The following is a 20234-nucleotide window of genomic DNA, read 5'->3' on the forward strand; positions in this document are numbered from 1 at the left end:
CCTAATCGTTAAGGGTGCTGTTAAGTTGAGGATGGAGACAGTGCCATCCAGGAAGAATAATGACCGCAAAAGCAAGGACGATTGCCAGTGCAAAGCCAAAAAAGATTTGTAGGTGAGTGATTCCCAAAGTGAAAAAGGTACTTCCGAAATTGATATTCACCATAGGAAAAAAATACATGGCAGATGAAATGGCAAACACATAAGCGGCCAAATGAATAAGCAGTGATTCACCATACAAAGAGAGGAAAAGTTTACTGCGTTGGAAGCCGATGGCCTGTAAAGTGGCAAGCTCTTTTTTACGGCTTTCGACGGCGGCATAAAAAGTATTGAGTCCACCAAAGAGAGCGCCCGAAGCAATCAGTAGGGCTGTGAGCCAGGCCATGAATTGAATCGGCTCATAAAAGGAACTGACTTTAGCGTAGTAATCCTGTTCACTAATCGCAGCCACTTGCAAGTCGAGCCTTTGTTTAGCAAAGAGATCCACGTCATCAAATTCAGCTTGATCGAGTCGCAAGGTGATGGACGAAATACTATCTCTTTGAGTTAGAGAAATCATGTCGTTGAGGTTTATCCAGATTTCGGATTCCATCAAAGTGCCAGGTGCAGCAAAAATGCCTGCGATGGTGAACTCCTGTTTCTCAAAAATAATGCTTTTGCCAATGCTAAGTTCACTTGGGGTGAGGCCAAGTCTTTTCCAAGCAAAACGTCCCACCATGATTTCTCCGCTATTGGGAAAGTGACCTTCGTGGAGTTCGAGTGCAGGGTAGACGTTTAATGCCGTTTTTTGAACGCCACGAATGAGTGCTTCTTTGTCGACGCCATTAAACTGCAGAACAGAATTGTAGTGGATTTCAGGTGATACGGCACTTTGATCAAAAGATTTCTTCAGCCCAGGGATCGTTTTAGCTGCCGCAATTGCACTTTGATGAACTTCGCTGCGCTCTAGACTTTCTTCACTTCCCGTACCAAGAAGAATGACATTTTTGTCATCGCTATTGACTGAAAGGCTCGAAGACATGCTCTCTTGGAAAGATGAGGCCAATAAAATGAGCATAAATACTAGGAAGCAACTAGCGAATAATTGCAGACTTCGCAAAGGGGATTTGACTAAGTTCATGAGTGTATATGTAAACATTAGTGACTCCTTAAACGATTGACTAAATGACCTTGGATCGAATGGAATGCAGGATAAATACCCGCAACAAAACTGATTGCCAAAGCCAAGACGCTCGCTTTTAAAACTGTTTCGAGATGAATGTTAAAGACAATGCTTAAGCCCTCTGCGGAAATCGCAAAGTTGCCATTAATGAGGAAGAGGTAGGCCCCCGCAATCCCACTGAAACCGCCAATGAGGCCCATGAATAAGCCTTCGGCAAGAGTCATCCAAACGAGGTGTTCCATTTGGAAACCCATAGCTTGCATAACGGCATTTTCAGTGACACGACCTCGAACAGCAATAATCACTGTGTTGGTGATGAGAAAACTGACGGCTAATACGGCAGCCAGACCCAACCAGCGCGTGAAAGAGATGAGTTCAATCATGTCTTTTGCGGTATTCGCAATAAAGGCTTTCTCAGGACGCGTGTGAGTGGGCTCACGATCGTAACGAAAAGTTTGGTCAATTTCTTTGGCGACTCGATCGAGTTGAGTATGATCATTGACTTTAACGTTAAATTGCGTCACTTCACCGAGCCCACGCTTAGATGATTTCTGCAAGAAATCGAGGTGAACAAAAGCGGTGTTTTGATCCTGGGGGTCATCAGATTGTAAGATACCTGAAACTCTCACGGTAATGCCTGCGGCATCAAAACGATCGCCGGCTTTGAGTCCTCGGCGCTCGGCAAATTCTTTGCCGAGTATCGCTGAATCTGACGCCATTTTCCAAGACTCATAGAGACTGGGATCCATGTCTTTTCCAGCGAAATAATTCTGAAATTCACCTGCGGGGAACCCACGGAAAGTTATGGTGTCGAGACTCGTTCCACAGTTATTAACAATGACTTGAACGGGAACCACACTTTTGACGCCGTTTATCTTTGCGATCTTGCTCGAGTAATCTTCTGGTAAGCGACTGGTAAAGGGGCAGAAACGTTTATCGCGGTAGACAACGAGTGTGTCGTCTCCTGCTTGCATTTCCGTTGCGCTTTTTAAGCCATCTTGGAAAGTTTCGACCGTCATAAACAAAAACATACCACAAGCCGTGCCCGCAACTGTGAGAAGCGAGCGCAACCAATGTCGCCGAATTTGTTTAAAAGACAGTAGGCTGAGGTTAATGAGCCACATGATGGTCACCTTTGATTAAGACTCCCTTTTCGAGGAAGAGGGTGCGATCCGCATAGGCGGCAGCTTTTGGGTCGTGGGTCACCATGACAACAGTCTTGTTGAGTTCTGCACAAAGTGATTTCAAGAGCTTTAAAATCGCTTGGGCTGATTCTTGGTCGAGATCACCTGTGGGTTCATCCGCAACAATAAGAGGAGGATCAGTGACTAGGGCACGCGCAATTGCTACGCGTTGTTCTTGACCACCGGATAATTGTTTGGGATAATGATCGGCGCGGTCGGCAATATTCGCGAGTTCAAGCGCACGGCAAACGCGATCATGACGTTGCTTGGCTGAGAGTCTATGCGTCAGTAGGGGGAGTTCAACATTTTCGTAGGCAGTTAAGACGGGGATTAAGTGATAAAGCTGAAAGATATAAGCCATGTTTTGCGCACGAAAATTGGTGAGCTGTCGACGCTTGAGTTGGCTGATGTCTTGCTCTTTAAAAAAGAGTTTGCCATGAGTCGGGGAATCAATGCCAGCAAGGATGTTGAGGAGGGTTGTTTTACCACTGCCAGAAGGTCCCATGAGGGCGAGGAACTCGCCTTGAATGATTTCTAAATCGAGTTCGTTGAGGGGAGTGATCTCCTGTTTGCCTTTGAAGTAAACCTTTGAAATTCCTTGGCAAGAAATAAGTGTTTTATTCATGGATGCTCCCAGTCTTTACAGAAAGACCATCTTTGAGTTGAGTGTTGGGTTGGAAAATGGCTTTTTGACCGGCTTGTAGACCGCTGGTGACCTCAATCCATTCGCCATTTTTTTGATTTCCTACTTGGACTTGTTGGATTTTGATTTTTCCTTCTAGATCAATGAGGTAAAGAGACTTGTTTAAGAGACATTTTTCATGGATAAACACACTCGATTGGCTTTCGTTTTTAGTGCTTTGCTTAGAAGAAATGAATTCAACTTGAGCAAGCATTTCGGGACGTAAGCTGAGGTGACCTTTCGGTATGGCGACATGAACCTCCAAAGTGTTTTTTTGGTAATCTGCTTCACCTTCAAATGAAACGACTTCACCAGAAAGTTTTTCTTTAATTGATTCGAGACTGATGCGAGTTTTTTGTCCAATTTGTACTTTGCTGAGCTCATTGAGCGGGACGTCGACTTTTACTAAGATTTGAGTCGGATCAAAGATTTCAGCCACAGTGGTAGAAACCGCATTGTCAGAGTTGAGCATCTGCTTACGACCTACGCGGGCGTGCATAGTTTGGATAATGCCATTGACGGGAGCAGTGATGGTGCAACGCTTCAAATTAAGTTCAATTTTTTGAATTCGGACTTCTTGAATAGCGACTTGTGATTCGGCAATGGCAATGAGCTGTTGTGTCTGCTTTATTTGGGCTTCGATCACTTGGTTCTTAAATTTGTACTCATCGACTTTATTAAGTTTTTCCACATGCTCTAATTCAGCTTGCTCTTGGGTGAATTTCGAGGTGCCAGGTCCCGCTTGTTTGAGGCGTTTTTTACGATTGTTTGCGGTGTCCGCAATAGCACTTGCGGTTTTCTTCAAACTCTCGTTTTCTTTGATCTTAGCGTTTAAGACTTCAATACTTAGGAAGTGTTGTGCGACGTTTAGATTAAGTTCTTGGAGTTTGTTATTAGCTTCCATGAGCTCAAGCTTGATATCTTCCTTGTTGAGCGTGGCGAGTACTTGTCCCTTTGTGACCTTATCTCCGCCTTTAACAAAGATTTCTTCGACCACACCACTGACGAGAGCCGTGGCGCGAATGGGGTAGGGGTTGGCTTGGATCCAGCCAGCTGCTTGGAAGAGCGTCTGCCCTTCTTGAAGACTTTGTGCACTCGTTGAAACTCTAGCTCGAGCAATATCGTATTGAGGAGGGGGAAAGAACTTCTCTTTGCCAGCGCTGAATAGGAAGCCAGCAATGGCGAGAAGGAGTAAAATGGGGATAAGATATAAAAATCGTCGCTTTGGAGTTTTTATATCTGATTTATTTTCATTATCAAATAAGCTTTTCATTACGTAATTCAATTTATTTTTTGCTAAAAGGGAGGGGAGGAATGCCGTCTTTAAGTTGAGGGCAGGGATTAGCGTCCGAAATCAATCGGAAAATAAATTAACAGAGGTAGGAATTATGTAATTTAAATAGGGGTGATGAAGAAGCTCGGGGAGGAGGCGCATTTGAATAATGGGTCTGCTCACTTGAATCATAGGCGTGGAGTCCATCTTCAAAGATATGATAAGCCAAAAGTTGTGCTTGTTCGAGCTCAAGATTTTGATTCAAAAATGTGTTATAGACAGGGGATGTAGTGTAATCTAATTGTTCACAGCATTTAGTATCAAGGTTTTGTTTGGCTTCGCTTGAGTGGCCACAGCAGCTTTGTTTTTCTTCGCCCGGGTCAAAACATTCCATACTGATGTGTAGAGTATTTTCTTTTAGACACTTCCATACAGGAACTGTACCGATTAAGATATAAGTCAGTACACTTAAAAGGAAAATGCTGTTGCTAAAAATCTTCATTTATACTCTATTGTTTGTTAAATATATAATCTAGAAGTTAAGAATCAGCAAATCTTTTCATGAATAAAGTCTAATTTAATCTTGAACTTGAGGGGAAAGGCCTTAACTGTTTTTTAATTAATTGATACTAACAATTGTAACAGAGCGTTTTATATTAAAAGATTGTTAAAATCGAAGTGCCTTAGCGTTACTATAGAATTCATTAGTCTTTTTTACTTGGAGCAAAACATGAGCGATACGTCTACTAAAGATTTGAAAAAAGATCTTAAGTCGTCCGATACATTAAAGATCGTTGCAAAAGATCTTGATATAAATAAGATGCTCACGAAAGCTGATACAATTCGGATTAAGGAACCTGATAATATCCAAGTTAGTGCCTCGTCTGGAGGTAGTTTAAAAATTAAAATCCCCGCAATGAAGAAAAAAGAGGGTGGTTTTGCCATTCGAATTATTTGTCCTTCTTGTGAGTTTAAGAACTGTACCAATATTCAAAACCTTTTTGATAAAGTTTCCTGCCATAAATGTTCCACCCAAATCCGTGTTCCTGTGGAAACTCCGAAATTCATTTATGAAAATTATATTGCGGAAACTCCCTGCCTAAATATCTTCAAAGCTTATAATAAGAAGCATGATTTTCATGGCGATGTGGTGACTTACGAAAAGTTAGAATTAGGTGAACACGACCCCGCCAAACTTGAAGCGAGATTAGGTAGGCTGAAAGATTTAGAAGTCAAAAATTATATAAACCCTCGTTATTTTCAGCATGATGAAACAGGCTATTTTGTGACTCGTGCGAATGCGAAATACCGCATGAATGTTTATTTACAGAAAAAAGGGAAAGTTGATCCTCGCAAAGCTGCACAGATCCTTTATCAAACTTCAGTTATCGCTGATGACTTGGCCAAAGAAGGTGTTTTTGGAGCTTTCTTACCGACTGATATTATGTTAGATGAAAATGGTGATGTGAAATTATGCGACTACGGTGTGCGCGATGGTATTTTTGAAGAAATGAATGAGCATCATCATGTGTTCATTGACTCATTGGCGCCAGAAACAATTAGTCACCGTTTTCATGATGAGCATTCAGCTGTTTATTCCTTGGGGATTTTAACAATTTTGTTTTTGACTGGAAAAAGTCCTTTTCAAGAATTCAGCCCTTCTAGAATTAGTAAGGAACGTGAGAATTACTGGAGCCATTTAGCAGAATATGAATTGCCAGGTTTTCTCGAGTATATGCTCGATATGAACGTGAATGCGAGGCCAAGTCTGGATGAATGTAGTACTTACTTCTTGCAGATGATCGAAAATTTAGATACGCGTAATCATTATTAGATTGTAGCTAAATATTCATCTTTTAGCCCGCTTTTCGCGGGCCTTTTTTTTGCTTGGATTCATAGCTGTTAACTTTGCTTTAAACTAAGTGCGTAATAGGGCTTATGAGTGGCTTGAACAGGGGACAGATGGAGATAGTTTTGGAGACTAAATTTTTTATATAATTAAACAGAGGTTCAGAATGAGCGATTTTGATGTAGAGCACTTTGCTAAGCTCTCGCGATTGAACATAAATGAAGAAGAGAAAGTGACTTTGCAAAAGCAAATGAATGATATTCTCGGTATGGTAAACGAGCTCATGGAGCTCGAACTTGATGGCGTTGAAGGAACAAACTTTGCCGTTCAAATGGAAAATGTAATTCGTGAAGATAACTCAGCGCCTTCATTGCCTGCGGAAGTTGCAGCGGCAACTTTCCCTGATAGAGAAGAAAACTTGAACCGCACGCCGGTGATTCTTGAGGATAATGACTAATGAGCTTAATTAATCTTTCACTCCACGAAGCTGCCGACAAGCTCGCAGCTGGCGAAGTTACGTCACGTCAACTCTGTGAAGCTTTATTGGCACAAATTGACAAGGTAGAAGGCAAGGTTGGTGCTTTGGTATCAATCAACAATGAAAAAGCTTTAGCGGCTGCGGATGCATCTGATGCGCGCCGTGCAGCTGGTGAAACGCTTGGCCGTTACGATGGCCTGCCGATTACGATTAAAGATAATATCGTTGAAGCTGGCGAAGAAGCCAAATGTTCTTCATCAATTCTCGATGGTCTCGAAAACGTGTATGACTCAACAGTTGTTCGCAAGCTTAAAGAAGCGGGCTGTGTTGTTTTTGGTCGAGCCAACATGGATGAATTTGCCATGGGTTCCACCACTGAAACAAGTCAGATCAAAAAGACTTCTAACCCGCACAATCTCGATTGCGTTCCCGGCGGTTCATCTGGTGGCTCTGCAGCGGGTGTGGCGTCCAAAGAATTTTTAGGTGCCCTCGGTTCCGATACGGGTGGTTCTATTCGTCAGCCAGCATCATTTTGTGGTATCGTTGGTCTCAAACCAACATATGGCTTGGTTTCACGTTTTGGTCTCGTTGCTTTCGCATCTTCACTCGACCAGATTGGTCCGATGTCAAAAGACGTTCAGGATTCAGCGCTCATGCTAGATATCATCAATGGTGAAGACGAAAAGGATTCTACTGCGATTCCGGGTAAAATTACTGATTTTGAAGCCTCACTTCAAGGTGCAGATGTTAAAGGTATGAAGCTCGGTGTACCAGCTGAGTACTTTGAGGTAGATGGCATGGATGCCGACGTGAAAGCAAGTGTTGAAGCGGCTATTGCCAAACTCGAAGCCATGGGTGCAGAAATTGTTCCTGTTTCACTGCCTCATACAAAATATGCGATTGCAACTTACTACGTGATCGCCACGGCTGAAGCTTGCACGAACTTGGCGCGCTTCGATGGTATTCGTTATGGTAAGCGTTACACGGGAACTGATGACATCATCGAAACTTACTTCGAGTCGCGTTCACGCGGTTTCGGTAAAGAGGTTCAGCGTCGTATCATGCTCGGTACTTATGTTCTTTCTTCCTATGAAGATCACAAGTATTATCACCGTGCCCAAAAAGTTCGTACCTTGATTCGTCAGGATTTTGAAAAAGCCTATGAGCAATGTGACCTTATTGTTGCCCCAGTGTCACCTGAAACAGCCTTTAAATCTGGCGAGAGTTCAGAAGATCCGATGAAAATGTACCTCGCAGATATTCTCACAACTTCAGCGAACCTTGCGGGAATTTGCGGTATCTCTGTACCGTGCGGCAAAGATAAAAACGATATGCCTATCGGTCTCCAAATTATGGGTCCGGCCATGGGCGAGAAAAAATTACTTCAAGCGGCTTATGCTTATGAGCAGAATGCTGGTGTAGAACTCAAAGAAGTGGAGCTCTAATCATGTCAAAATATAAGGTTATTATTGGTCTTGAAATTCACGTTCAAGCACTCACTGAATCAAAAGTTTTCTGTAGCTGTAAGAATGAATTCGGTGCACCATCAAACTCCAATGTTTGTGCCGTTTGTTTAGCTCATCCAGGCGTGCTTCCTGTTGTTAACCGCGAAGCGATTAATCAGATTATTAAAGCGGGTCTGATGACTGACTCGGAGATCGCCCTTTACTCAAAGTTTGACCGTAAGTCTTACTTCTACCCAGATCAGCCAAAAAACTATCAGATCACTCAGTTTGATCTGCCTTTCGCGGCTAATGGCAAGATTCCAATCGGTGGTAAAGGTCTCTCAGGAGAGATGATTGAAGCACGTGATATTAACATGGAAAGAATTCACTTGGAAGAAGATGTCGGTAAATCAGTTCACCATGGCACACACTCAACAGTGGACTACAACCGTGCAGGCGTCCCGCTTCTCGAAACAGTTTCAATGCCAGAAATGCACTCAGCGGACGAAGCTTACGCTTACGTTCAATCACTGCAGCAAATCATGCGTTTCGGTGGTATTTCTGACTGTGACCAAGAGAAAGGTCAGTTCCGTTGCGATGTGAATATTTCACTTCACAAGCCAGGAACTCCCTTCGGTACAAAAATTGAAATTAAGAACCTCAACTCAACACGTCACATCTGGCTCTCGATCAATCATGAAATCGAGCGTCAAACAGAGATTTTAGACGAACTCGAAGGTACAGGCCCAAATGGCGAAGATGGTGTATTGCCAGTTCAGGAAACACGTCGCTGGAACGATGCTCGCCAAGAAACCGTACTTATGCGTACTAAAGAATCTGCGGATGATTACCGCTACTTCCCGGAGCCAGATCTTCCCCCAGTAGTGACCACAGCTGAAGAAGTCGAAGAATTTCGTGCCAATCTTCCCATGAAGCCTCAGGCTTACCGAGAGAAGTTTGTCAAAGAATTTAAAATCACTGAGTACGACGCGCATGTATTAACACTTGAAAAGCCTACGGCAGATTTTTTCTTAGAGGCTGCTTCAGGATCTAAGAATCCTAAAGGTGTTGCAAATATCATGATGAATAACCTCAATAAGCTTCTTTCTGAGCTCGATAAAACGATTGCAGAAACGGCGCTTGAACCCACTCACCTAAGTCAATTAGTTGACCTTGCTGAAAGCGGTAAAATTGCGAAATCATCTTTCGGTAAACTTCTTCCTGAACTCTGTGAAAAGGGTGGTAAGGCTGAAGAAGTAGCGAAGTCGGCTGGTGTGATCATCGAGCAAGACGAAGGTGCGCTCGAAGGTTGGGTCGACGAAGTGATCGCCGCTAATCCGAAGGCAGTTGGAGAATTCAAAGAAGGTCAAAAGAATGCCGTCAACTTCCTCATGGGACAAGTGATGAAAGCCTCGCGAGGCAAGGCTAACCCGCCGATGGTTATTAAAATGATCAATCAAAAACTCAGATAATCACCACGGGCGACTTTTGGTCGCCCGTTTTTATAGGTATCACAATTATGAAAAAGTTATTATTCCTCTGTGTTGTATTATTATTTGTAAGTTGCCAAAGTAATAGGCAGCCAGATCCGCGCATTGTTCACGTTGTTCTAACGTGGTTAAATGAACCTACAAATGAAAAACATCGCAATATGGTGATCAAGGCCAGCGAAGAGTTTCTCAAGATTCCTGGAGTGCTCGATGTCGGTGTAGGAATACCCTTGATGAGTGATCGTGATATCGTCGATGATAGTTTTGATGTGGGCATATTTTTAACCTTCAAAACGGAAGAGGATTTACAAGCTTATATTGATCACCCGGATCATCAGGCCACAGTAAAACTCATTTTAAAACCTTTAGTTAAGAAGATAAAAGTCTACGATATTGTAGATCTCTAGGAAAATTATGTTAGAAGCAATTTTGCTGATTATTGGTGGTGGTTTACTACTTTATTATGGTGGCGACTGGCTCGTTGATGGCGCTGTAGGTTTATCTTTGCGCTGGGGCATGTCTCCACTCGTTGTGGGGCTTACGGTCGTAGCTTTTGGTACTTCAGCCCCAGAACTCGCAGTATGTATTAAAGCCACGCTTAATGGCATGGATGACATTGCCCTCGGTAATGTGATTGGCTCTAATATTTGTAATATTGGGCTTGTTTTAGCTATTGCGGCTTTGTTGAAACCGATTGCCGTTCAAAGTCAATTGATTAAAATTGACGTTCCGGTTTCCATCATTGCGGCGCTCGCATTTTTTCTGCAAATTCAAGATGGTCAACTCGACTTTTCTAATGGTATCATCCTCTTTGCGATGGTTGTGTGCTATGTGTTTTTTAGTCTCAAAATGTCGAAGAAAGAGGGTAAAGAAGTGGAAGAAGAATTTGATGAAGAAGTTAAACCTTCTGATAAATCAACCTTAGCGCTATTTGGTCTGATCTTTGCGGGGCTCGCAGGAGTCACTTATGGCGGCAGTATCTTTGTTGATGGCGCTTCCACTATCGCTGCAGGTTTAGGTGTGAGTCAAGCGGTGATTGGTCTCACAATTGTGGCTTTGGGCACGAGTCTTCCTGAATTAGCCGCGTCTATTATGGCGTCCTTAAAAGGGCATGGCGATATGGCTTTGGGCAATGTGATTGGTTCATGTATTTTCAACCTTTTGGCGATTATGGGCATTACTTCCATGATTGAAACGATAGATGCGATGGGGATCAACAAAGTCGATTTAGGAGTTATGCTCTTTCTGATGGTGGCTTTGCTTCCGGTCTTGTGGACTCAGAAGAAACTTTCGCGCTTAGAAGGAGCCTTTTTTCTGCTGATTTATTGTGGCTATACCGTTTATTTATTCATGAATCAAGGTGTGGTTGCCTAATGATTCTAAGACTGTTACTATTGAGTTTTTGTACTTGCTTTTTTTTCTCTTGCTTAAGTACTCCAGATGACTTGATTGATGCGTCTTTGATTAAGGTGGGAGACGACTCAGCTTTGAGTATGAGTGGCTTGAAAGTCTATGAAGAAAAAGCTGCCTTTGAGCGAGTTCGCAAAGAAAAAGAAGAAGAACTCATTAATGATGATGTTCATTATTTTTCACGACTCCACGAATGGAGCTTAAAGTACCGAGATCAAATTTTTGACTTGGCTAAACAAGTGGAGCAGGAAAAGGGGCCTTTGAAAGCCGATCTCATCCATCGTCTTGTCTTATCTAATAATGATTTTGTCCATTTGCGTTACGCTTTGTATAGTTTACTGAAGAAAAATCGTAACTATTATCAAAAGCCACCCTCGGGTTGGGAAGGTTCTCAGCACTCCTTTAAGGGCTTGTGCCTCAGTTTGGCAATTGTTGTCACCCTATACGATAATATGTCACTCTCGATGAATTTGCTTGATCAACATGAAAGGGTGCAGCACCTCTTTTTAGAAGGCAGTGTGGATTACGATATTTCCCCTGAGTATAATAGAGAAGTCGTCAAGTCATTTTACTCTAGTCGCCGGCGTTTATTAATTCGCGAAAAAATGCAGCTCTTTAGTGAATCTTACGAACTTTTAAAAGATGACAGTAAAGAAGATAACTACCTTGATTATTTAGCTGTCATGATACTGCAATCACCCTCGGCAGCGATTATTGAACAATCGGATTTTTCTAATGATTTATCTCAGAGCGTGTCCATGCGTTTGGATCATTATCAAAACTCACTTTTTAGTAGTCATAAAAAGTTACTTTTTGATATCAGTAAAGACTTTGGCAATACAATGGGTAAATTTCAGAGTCGAGTAGGCTATCTTTACGAGGATGAAAAGGTCTTAGCTGATGTTCAAGCAGTTCTTAAGCCGATGGATATTCTTTTGGAGAAAACCCCTTTTCGACTTACAGATAAATTTATTCCGGGTCACTTTGGTCACGTTGCGATATATATTGGGACTGAAGAGGATTTAAAATCTGTGGGGCTTTGGGAGCATCCGAGGATTGTTAAATATCATGAGCAAATCCGTCAGGGTAAGGTAGTGTTAGAGGCTCTTCGTGAGGGGGTGGTATTGAATACTTTGGAGCATTTTATGAATGTGGATGACTTGGCAGTGATTAGGAAAAATGATATGGATGCTGTCCAAGGTCGAACTTATACACTGAATGCTTTTCGCCAATTGGGTAAAGAATACGATTTTAATTTTGATGTTGAGACCTTAAACAAAATTGTTTGTTCTGAGTTAGTCTATCAAGTCTTTACAGATGATGATTGGGCAACAGGTGAAGTCTTGGGGAGCGTGACGATTAGTCCTGATGCTGTTGTACAGAAATTAGAAGATAATATGAATTACCGTTTAGTACTTTTTTACCACAAAGGGGAAAAAGTTCAGCCAGAAAAAGACACTAAGCTAGTGTTAAATTTATTGAGTCATGATGAAAAATAAAGCAATGATTTTAACCAGTGGAGATCCCGCTGGAGTCGGTCCGGAAGTGGCCGTAAAAGCTTTTGCGAAACTCGCAAATGAAAAGTTTCCTTTTGTAATTGCGGGAGATGCCTATGTGCTTTCGGAGGCGATTGAATTATATGCCCCTGAGTTTAAGCTCAAGCCCTATATCCCAGGAGAGTGGGAAGAAGGAGTCGTTTATTACGACGATTTTGGTCTCGCTTTTGAATCAAGTTATGAGAAGTGCAAAGCCTCTGCGCAATGCGGTCAACTTTCTTATGATCTCATTGTGGAAGCCACCCATGCGGTCATCGCAAAACAATACTCAGCAATTGTCACTGCTCCAGTGAATAAAGAATCAGTCAATTTAGCCGGGATTACCTTTTCTGGTCACACCGAGTTGATTGCCGAGCTTTGTGAATGCCCCGAATTCAATATGATGCAGAGCGCCGATCGCTTGCGTTGTGTTTTTGCCACATGTCATATTGCGCTCAAAGAAGTTCCTAAGGCTTTGACTGTAGACAAAATTCTTCAGGCAGGTCGGTTACTTCATCAGGCCTGCTTAGCCGAAGGCTTAGTTAAGCCCAAGCTCTCAGCTGCAGGACTCAACCCTCACGCCGGAGAAAACGGCTATATGGGACGAGAGGAAATTGAGACCGTAATTCCCGCCTTGGAGATCTTGCGTTCTGAAGGCATTGATATAGAAGGGCCGTTCCCTCCAGATACACTCTTTGTACCCGCTATTCGTGAGCGTTTCGAAGGTTTCCTCTGCATGTATCACGATCAAGGCCACATACCCTTTAAAATGCTCGCTTTCGACCGCGGAGTCAATAGTACCCTAGGGCTTCCAATTATTCGAACCAGCGTCGATCACGGCACCGCTTTTGATATTGCCTGGCAAAATAAAGCCGATATCGGCAGCCTCGAAAACGCCCTCAAATTAGCCTGGAAACGCACTGGAAATTAGTTCGTTAAATTATGTACTGACACTAAAAAAGGCCGATCGTGATGATCGGCCTTTTTTATGAAAGTGTGGGGTGGTTTAAAGGCTGGACCAGCCAGATTTCCAAACGCTAATGGGTTTGGCGTCCTGTTGTTTATCGAAAAACTTATAATACTGCTCGTAGTTGGAGTAGAGGTGAGGCATAGTTGTGGGGTCAACGGGTATGGCAATAAGCCCCCAGTCTTTCTTTTTGACACCGATAAAATCGAGATAGTCACCATTATAGGAAAAGTCCTTTGAAGATTCGAATTTCTGAATGTCGTCGAAGCTTGAGTCAGATGTTTCGATCTTATTGTTTACAGTGATGTAATAGCCCATATATGGCATGACTTGGTATTTGTAATCTGCTAGGCCTTTGGGGTCTGAACGAACGAGTTCTAATGAGTATTTAGTGGTAACTTTACTGTCGTTTTGGTTGAGATAGTACAAGCTCGCTAAATCCTCTGCAAAAACGATATTGTTTTCTTGGGGCAGAAAGTTAGAAATAGAGTGGATCGAGGCCATGGCTTGAGCGACCTTTTGGATTTTACCATAGTTGCTTAAAAGCTGATCTTCTTGTATTTGAGTTAGCTTTTGAAGATTGATGACTTGATCAATGACTTTTGTTTTTGCCTTTGTGGGGACCGAGATAACGAGCTTTTCGGGGTAGCCCCAGTAGCAGTTGTTTTTAGCTTTGAGTAAAGCAATACCTTCTTTATTGTAAACAGCTTCAAATGTCACAGCAAAAGGAGTGATGTCAGAAAGTTGTACAACTTGCTCGTTTTTCATAAATTGGTAAGTGAGATGATTCTCGTTAAAATAAACTTGAAGAGAGTGTTCATCATCGATTGTGATTGTTTGTGAGTCTTTGTTTGCTTTGCGTGTAACTTCGATCTTTAATTGCTCGCTAGGGGCTAAAATGCGCGTTTTAAGTATGGCTAATAGGGTTTCCTTTCTTTTGCTCAGATCAATGGTCTTGGTGAAGTCTTCTTCGAGGTAAGTTGCTGAGAGTTTTTTGATGTAGGCTTTGCCTAATAAGACGATTGATTCATCGTTAATAATATTCATATGATCTTTGAAGCTGAAAGCTTGTTTTTCTTTTGATAAAACAATTTTGTTATCTATGAGCTGATAATTAAGTGCGTTGAGAGCTTCATCTGTAATGATTGATGGTGTGGGGGGTGTCAATCTCTTGGAAATGTCTTCACGAGTAAAGAAGCGATCTGAGGGGAGGGTGTCTAGTTTTTTTGCATAAACGGAATCGAAGTTGAGTGAAAGCATTAAGGGTTTTTTATAAACTTGGGCTTTTAAAGTAACTTTAATTTTATGGAGAGGGTTTTGCTTGTCGGATTTAGCTATGGCAAATTCATTTTTACTTGTTTCAACAATGGGAGTTCCTTTTTTATCGTAGGCAATGAACTGGAAGATGAAATTTTCTGGAGTTTCGAATTTGAAAGATCTTCTATTGATCGATGTGAGCTTGAGTACTTCACCATTTGGGAGCTTGACTTGCTTTGCTTTATCTTTTAAAGAGAATTCTACTGGACTACTATAGGGGAAGGTTTTTTGAGTACACTCAGCTGTGAGTGAAACGGGAATGTCGATAGGCTTGGAGGCAAAAGTTATGGGGATGTCAATTTGATTACTGGAATCAATGGTGACGGTTTTGTCATAATTGATCTTGCTCTTATCATGGAAAATAAAAGTCTTTAATTTTAATTGGTAGCCGTAGTCATGATCAGCGTAGAGGGGGTCAATAATGATTGACATCTGCCGTGCTTTTTTCTTTTCTACAAACATCTGTTTGTGGATTAAGTCTGAAAGGCTTTTGACTTCTTTTTCAGTCGCAAAACCTATTGTGCTGACCAACTGAATAAGTATAAAGGTTTTTAATAAAAAATGACTCACTGTAAACTCCATATCTAAGTGTGAGCTTACCTATACCACAAGATGAATTTTTGTAAAAAATACTTATGTGAAAAAGAAGTGTTTTTTGTGTAAAATATAACAAATCGTTTTATCATGGTTAATTTATTATAAAAAGTTGATTAGAGAATTATGAATTTAGTAAATAATAAAAAAGGCCGATCGTGATGATCGGCCTTTTTTGTCAACTTACAGCTTAATTAAACTGTTAAACCATCTTCGAGGAGGTGGAAGTTGAGGTATTGATAAATAGCATCATCTTTACCTTCGAGCTTAGGAGTCACAATATCTTGGTATTCCTTAGGAGTAGGAATACGGCCGATGAGTGCAACTGCAGCTGCGAGTTCCGCAGAACCGAGGTAAACTTGTGCGCCATCACCGAGACGGTTGTTGAAGTTACGTGTAGAAGTTGAGAACACAGTTGCATTATCTTTCACACGAGCTTGGTTACCCATACAGAGTGAGCAGCCAGGCATTTCGAGACGAGCGCCAGCAGCTGAGAACTTTGAGTAGTATCCTTCTTTAGTGAGCTGTTCAGCATCCATTTTAGTAGGAGGGCAAACCCAGAGGCGTGGCTCAACTTGGCCTTCACCTTCGAGAACAGTCGCAGCAGCACGGAAGTGACCGATGTTGGTCATGCAAGAACCGATGAAGACTTCTTCGATGCTGTTGCCAGCAACGTCAGAGATTTTTTTCACGTCATCAGGGTCGTTAGGGCAAGCGACGATGGGTTCAGTCATTGCATTGAGATCAATCTCGATAATAGCAGCGTACTCAGCGTTTGAGTCAGCTTCCATGAGTTCGCCGTTAGCCATCCAGTCTTTTACGTCAGCAATACGCTTGCGGAGTGTATCAGGATCTTTGTAACCACCTGCGATCATCGCTTCCATGAGAGTGATATTTGAGTTGAGGTACTCTTCGATTGGTTCGCGGTTGAGTTTAATGGTTGCGGCAGCAGCAGAACGCTCAGCAGCAGCATCAGTAAGCTCGAAAGCTTGTTCAACTTTAAGTTCAGGAAGACCTTCGATTTCGAGAACGCGACCAGAAAAGATATTAACTTTACCCTGTTTAGCTACTGTGAGGTGACCCTCTTGGATAGCTTGGTAAGGAATCATGTTAACAACGTCACGGAGTGTGACCCCTGGCTGAAGGTCGCCTTTGAAACGTACGAGTACGGACTCAGGCATATCGAGTGGCATCACACCGAGAGCGGCAGCAAAAGCTACGAGACCAGAACCGGCAGGGAAAGAAATACCGAGAGGGAAACGCGTGTGTGAGTCACCGCCAGTACCTACTGTGTCAGGTACGAGGAGACGGTTGAGCCATGAGTGGATAACGCCATCACCAGGTGCTAAAGAAACGCCACCACGATTTGAGATGTAGTCAGGAAGTGTTGCGTGAGTGTTAACGTCAGTGGGCTTAGGGTAAGCAGCCGTGTGACAGAACGATTGCATCACGAGGTCAGCGTTAAACTTTAAGCAAGCGAGCTCAGTCATTTCAGAGGCAGTCATTGGACCCGTTGTATCCTGTGAACCAACCGTCGTCATTTTTGGAAGACAAGCAGTACCAGGAAGAATACCTTCTACGCCGCAAGCATTACCAACCATTTTCTGTGCGAGTGAGTAACCTTGACCCGCAGCAGGAGCTGGATTATCAGGGTTAACGAAAAGACCACTTTCTTCGATTGAGCTGAGACCTAAAACGCCACGAGCTTTTTCAGTGAGCTGTTTACCGATGATGAGTGGTACACGACCACCCGCACGGTATTCGTCGAGAATAGTGTTTGGCTTAACTTCGAAAGAAGTGATTTCAGAACCATCTTCAGCAAGAATTTTACCTTCGAGTGGTTTTACAGTGATGATTTGACCAGTTGAGAGACCGCTTACGTCAGTTTGTACGGGGAGAGCACCAGAGTCTTCTGCAGTGTTGAAGAAGATAGGAGCAATGATGCCACCGATGATAACGCCACCGCGACGCTTGTTAGGGATGAAAGGGATATCATCGCCAATGTGCCAGAGAAGTGAGTTACAAGCAGACTTACGTGAAGAACCAGTACCAACGACATCGCCTACGAAAGAAATAGGAAGGTCTTGCTCTTTAAGTTTAGCAATTGTTTCTGGGCCTTCTGGGAAGAGGCTGCCACCCATGCAAGTTGAGTGAAGTGGAATATCAGCACGTGTAAATGCGAACTTCGCAGGTGAGAAGTCATCTGTGTTTGTTTCGCCATCTACTTTATAAATGATTGTTTTGATTTCGGCCGGGATATCCTCAGCATTTGTGAACCATTCAGCATTTGCCCATGAAGCAACGATTTCTTTAGCTGTAGCGTTGCCGCCGTCAGCAAGAGCATTTACCTCATCGAAGCAGTTTACTGCGAGAACCATGTTTTTAAGTGCGTCAGCAGCGAGAGGAGCGAGTTCTGCATCTTCGCTAGCGACAACGTCGATAAGGCCTTGGAGGTTGAAACCGCCAACCATGGTGCCGAGAAGTTTAACGGCGTCAGCTTTCGTGATGACTTCGCAAGAATTAGCACCTTTTACGACACCAACGAGGAAGTTTGCTTTTACGTGAGCAGCGGGGTCTACACCTGGATTGATACGATTAGTGAGTAGATCGAGAAGTTCCTCACCTTTTCCAGCTGGGATATCTTGAAGAAGTGCAACGAGTTCTTCAGCTTGTTTTTCACTTAGTGCGAGGGGAGGGATGCCTAGAGCTTCACGCTCGGCAACGTGCTTGTAGTAGTCTTCGAAAAAAGTCGACATGGGTTCTCGTATGTTTATCAGTTTGCAATAAAAATTTATGACGTAAAAAGTACGACAAAATAACGCGATAATTATAAATTGATTTTAGAGAAAAACAATCGACAAAGACAAAAGCTTAAGAAATAATCGAAAATAGGTGGCTTAGTTAAGTTTTTTACGTTTTTTAGAATTTTAACTGGTGTAAGAAAAGTAGAGGGCTCACTCAAAAACGAACTGATTTAGAGCGAGTAGAGTATTTTGGTGATTGAGCTCTAAGGTATCGTAGAGTTTAAGAGCTCTATCGAAGTTGCCTTCGCGTGTGTGAGTCTCCATTTTTTTGGCGATTTCACGAATGGTCAAAAAGCCCAAGCTAGCAGCACCACCTGCATATTTATGTGTGTGTCGAATAAAGTTACCTTCATCACGTTCTTTACAGGATTTTTTAATATGACGCAACATTTCTTGAACTTCTTTGAGATACATCTCGATGAGTTTATTAAAGCCTTCAGCGCCAAGAGATTCATGGATGTCGAGTAACATTCTTGAGTCAATGAGTTCAAGTGGAGGCGGCGTGTTATCAAGCTTGTCAAGAACTCCATTAGGTCGATTGACCAACTGGCTAACCGTTTTTAATAATAATTCTTTTGAGTAGGGTTTAGGTAAATAAGAGTTCATGCCAAGTTTGAGGTAGCGCTCGCGGTCACCCTCCATGGCATTTGCGGTGACCGCAATGATGGGAATATTATTATAATCCTCATTAGATTTTCTAATGAGTTCTGTCGTTTGAATACCATCGAGATCAGGCATTTGAATATCCATTAAAATAAGATCGAATTTATCTGACTTAAGAAATTCAATAACTTCATTGCCATTTTCGGCCGTTTTAATATAATGGGTTTCATCCGAATTGAGGTAGGAATACATAACGCGTTGATTGACGTGATTGTCTTCGGCGATGAGGATTCGAAGGGGGTTAAGTAGGGATATGTTTACAGACGTCTTTTTAGTCTTTGTCGTCGTTACGGGTAAACTTATGGTGAAGCTAAAAGTTGAGCCGGCTCCAGGTTGAGAATTTAATTCAAGGTTGGAGTTCATGCATTGCAGGATCATTTCTGAAATTGGGATGCCTAGTCCTGTTCCTTCATTTTTTCGTGAGTGGGAGTTGTCGACTTGTGTAAATTTCGAGAAAATAAGCTCATTCTCTTCTTTACTGATACCTATACCCGTATCAGCTATAGAAATAGTGATTTTTGCTTGCTTGTCATTGCGCTCTATGAGTTCTAGTTTGAGTTTGATGTAGCCTTTGTCAGTGAATTTAACGGCATTTGATACAAGGTTGGAGATGATTTGTCGTAAACGGTTTTTGTCGCCCATAAGAAAGAGCTTTTTTAGTTCGTTGGGGGCATCGAGAAAGAGTTCTAGATCGTCCTTGTCGCAGCTCGTTTTTGCCAAGTCAATCACCTGAAGGCAGAGTGAAAAAAGTGAGAAAGGCTCTGGTCTTAAAGTCAGTTGCTTGCCTTCAAGTTTAGCGAAATCAAGTATGTTGTTCACTAAGTTGAGAAGGGCTTCAGAAGAATGTGAAATGATATTCACGAGTTCGGCTTGGCGTTTATTGAGGTTTGTTTCTTGAAGGATATTGAGAATGCCAATAATGCCGTTCAGTGGAGTCCGAATCTCATGACTCATGGTGGCGGAGAACTCCGATTTGATTTGGAGGGCATTCTCTAAGTCGCGATTTATTTGATCCTGAGCGATGAGTCGTTTGACTCGTGAGGAAAACTCTTCACTACAAATCGGAGGGTAAATGAGGTCTGAACAGTTTAGGTTGAAATAGTCTTGTATTTCTTCTGGACTGAATTTGGGGAGAATAATGAAGGTGTTTTGAGTTTTGAGCTCTTGAGAGATCTCTTCGAGAAAAAAGCTTTGGCGGTCCAGTTTTTCTTGATGATCAATGATGATTAGCGAAACTTGGTGTTGTGCCTCTACTTGTTTGAGTTCTTCAATAGATTCACATTTATAGAGATGGATCATGCTATGGTCAAGGTATTGATTGATTTGTTGGAAACTATCTTTTGTCGTATTACAAACGGCAACATGAGCTAGCTTATTCATCTCT

Annotated in this window: 16 protein-coding genes; 8 read left to right on the forward strand and 8 right to left on the reverse strand. The window is 42.4% G+C overall.

The genetic code is table 11. The features are described 5' to 3' along the window. Window position 1: 1 nt before the first annotated feature. The 5 genes from LNTAR_RS20130 to LNTAR_RS20150 all read right to left on the reverse strand — a co-directional run bounded on the left by LNTAR_RS20130 (window position 2) and on the right by LNTAR_RS20150 (window position 4800). The gene (locus LNTAR_RS20130) at window positions 2–1135 is read right to left on the reverse strand and encodes an ABC transporter permease (RefSeq protein WP_007280608.1); all 1134 of its coding nucleotides are present in this window, start codon (window positions 1133–1135) and stop codon (window positions 2–4) included. Continuing rightward, complete coding sequence (locus LNTAR_RS20135) at window positions 1135–2283, reverse strand: ABC transporter permease (protein ID WP_007280609.1); 1149 nt, start codon at window positions 2281–2283, stop codon at window positions 1135–1137. The genes LNTAR_RS20130 and LNTAR_RS20135 overlap by 1 nt, the downstream gene beginning before the upstream one ends. After that, window positions 2270–2968: an ABC transporter ATP-binding protein gene (locus LNTAR_RS20140; protein ID WP_007280610.1), complete on the reverse strand. Its 699-nt coding sequence runs from the start codon at window positions 2966–2968 to the stop codon at window positions 2270–2272. The genes LNTAR_RS20135 and LNTAR_RS20140 overlap by 14 nt, the downstream gene beginning before the upstream one ends. After that, window positions 2961–4298, reverse strand: coding sequence for an efflux RND transporter periplasmic adaptor subunit (locus LNTAR_RS20145; RefSeq protein ID WP_007280611.1), 1338 nt, complete (start codon window positions 4296–4298; stop codon window positions 2961–2963). Before LNTAR_RS20145 ends, LNTAR_RS20140 begins: the two co-directional genes overlap by 8 nt. Window positions 4299–4395: 97 nt before the next feature. After that, on the reverse strand, window positions 4396–4800 hold the full coding sequence (locus tag LNTAR_RS20150) for a hypothetical protein (protein WP_040915430.1): 405 nt from the start codon (window positions 4798–4800) through the stop codon (window positions 4396–4398). Window positions 4801–5028: 228 nt separating this feature from the next. On the opposite strand from LNTAR_RS20150, the gene LNTAR_RS20155 reads away from it, so the two are divergent. From LNTAR_RS20155 to pdxA, 8 genes are all read left to right on the forward strand, one after another. Then, on the forward strand, window positions 5029–6132 hold the full coding sequence (locus LNTAR_RS20155; RefSeq protein WP_007280613.1) for a protein kinase domain-containing protein: 1104 nt from the start codon (window positions 5029–5031) through the stop codon (window positions 6130–6132). 181 nt (window positions 6133–6313) lie between these two features. Continuing rightward, window positions 6314–6604, forward strand: coding sequence for an Asp-tRNA(Asn)/Glu-tRNA(Gln) amidotransferase subunit GatC (gene gatC / locus LNTAR_RS20160; protein ID WP_007280614.1), 291 nt, complete (start codon window positions 6314–6316; stop codon window positions 6602–6604). After that, window positions 6604–8070: an Asp-tRNA(Asn)/Glu-tRNA(Gln) amidotransferase subunit GatA gene (gene gatA, locus LNTAR_RS20165; protein ID WP_007280615.1), complete on the forward strand. Its 1467-nt coding sequence runs from the start codon at window positions 6604–6606 to the stop codon at window positions 8068–8070. The genes gatC and gatA overlap by 1 nt, the downstream gene beginning before the upstream one ends. Before the next feature lie 2 nt (window positions 8071–8072). Then, complete coding sequence (gene gatB / locus LNTAR_RS20170; protein ID WP_007280616.1) at window positions 8073–9542, forward strand: Asp-tRNA(Asn)/Glu-tRNA(Gln) amidotransferase subunit GatB; 1470 nt, start codon at window positions 8073–8075, stop codon at window positions 9540–9542. Window positions 9543–9589: 47 nt separating this feature from the next. After that, window positions 9590–9967, forward strand: a complete 378-nt coding sequence (locus LNTAR_RS20175) for a Dabb family protein (RefSeq protein ID WP_007280617.1) — start codon at window positions 9590–9592, stop codon at window positions 9965–9967. Window positions 9968–9974: 7 nt separating this feature from the next. Continuing rightward, the gene (locus LNTAR_RS20180) at window positions 9975–10934 is read left to right on the forward strand and encodes a calcium/sodium antiporter (protein WP_007280618.1); all 960 of its coding nucleotides are present in this window, start codon (window positions 9975–9977) and stop codon (window positions 10932–10934) included. Further along, window positions 10934–12469 (forward strand): YiiX/YebB-like N1pC/P60 family cysteine hydrolase, encoded by a 1536-nt coding sequence (locus LNTAR_RS20185; RefSeq protein ID WP_007280619.1) that lies wholly within the window; start codon window positions 10934–10936, stop codon window positions 12467–12469. The genes LNTAR_RS20180 and LNTAR_RS20185 overlap by 1 nt, the downstream gene beginning before the upstream one ends. Beyond that, window positions 12456–13436: a 4-hydroxythreonine-4-phosphate dehydrogenase PdxA gene (gene pdxA / locus LNTAR_RS20190; RefSeq protein WP_007280620.1), complete on the forward strand. Its 981-nt coding sequence runs from the start codon at window positions 12456–12458 to the stop codon at window positions 13434–13436. Before LNTAR_RS20185 ends, pdxA begins: the two co-directional genes overlap by 14 nt. 75 nt (window positions 13437–13511) lie before the next feature. On the opposite strand, the gene LNTAR_RS20195 is transcribed toward pdxA, so the two are convergent. The 3 genes from LNTAR_RS20195 to LNTAR_RS26170 form a co-directional block, all read right to left on the reverse strand. After that, window positions 13512–15359: a hypothetical protein gene (locus LNTAR_RS20195; RefSeq protein ID WP_007280621.1), complete on the reverse strand. Its 1848-nt coding sequence runs from the start codon at window positions 15357–15359 to the stop codon at window positions 13512–13514. Between the two features lie 218 nt (window positions 15360–15577). Next, complete coding sequence (gene acnB / locus LNTAR_RS20200) at window positions 15578–18139, reverse strand: bifunctional aconitate hydratase 2/2-methylisocitrate dehydratase (RefSeq protein WP_007280622.1); 2562 nt, start codon at window positions 18137–18139, stop codon at window positions 15578–15580. Between the two features lie 198 nt (window positions 18140–18337). After that, the gene (locus LNTAR_RS26170; protein WP_007280623.1) at window positions 18338–20230 is read right to left on the reverse strand and encodes a response regulator; all 1893 of its coding nucleotides are present in this window, start codon (window positions 20228–20230) and stop codon (window positions 18338–18340) included. Between the last annotated feature and the right edge of the window lie 4 nt (window positions 20231–20234).

Source organism: Lentisphaera araneosa HTCC2155 (genome assembly GCF_000170755.1).
GTDB lineage: Bacteria > Verrucomicrobiota > Lentisphaeria > Lentisphaerales > Lentisphaeraceae > Lentisphaera > Lentisphaera araneosa.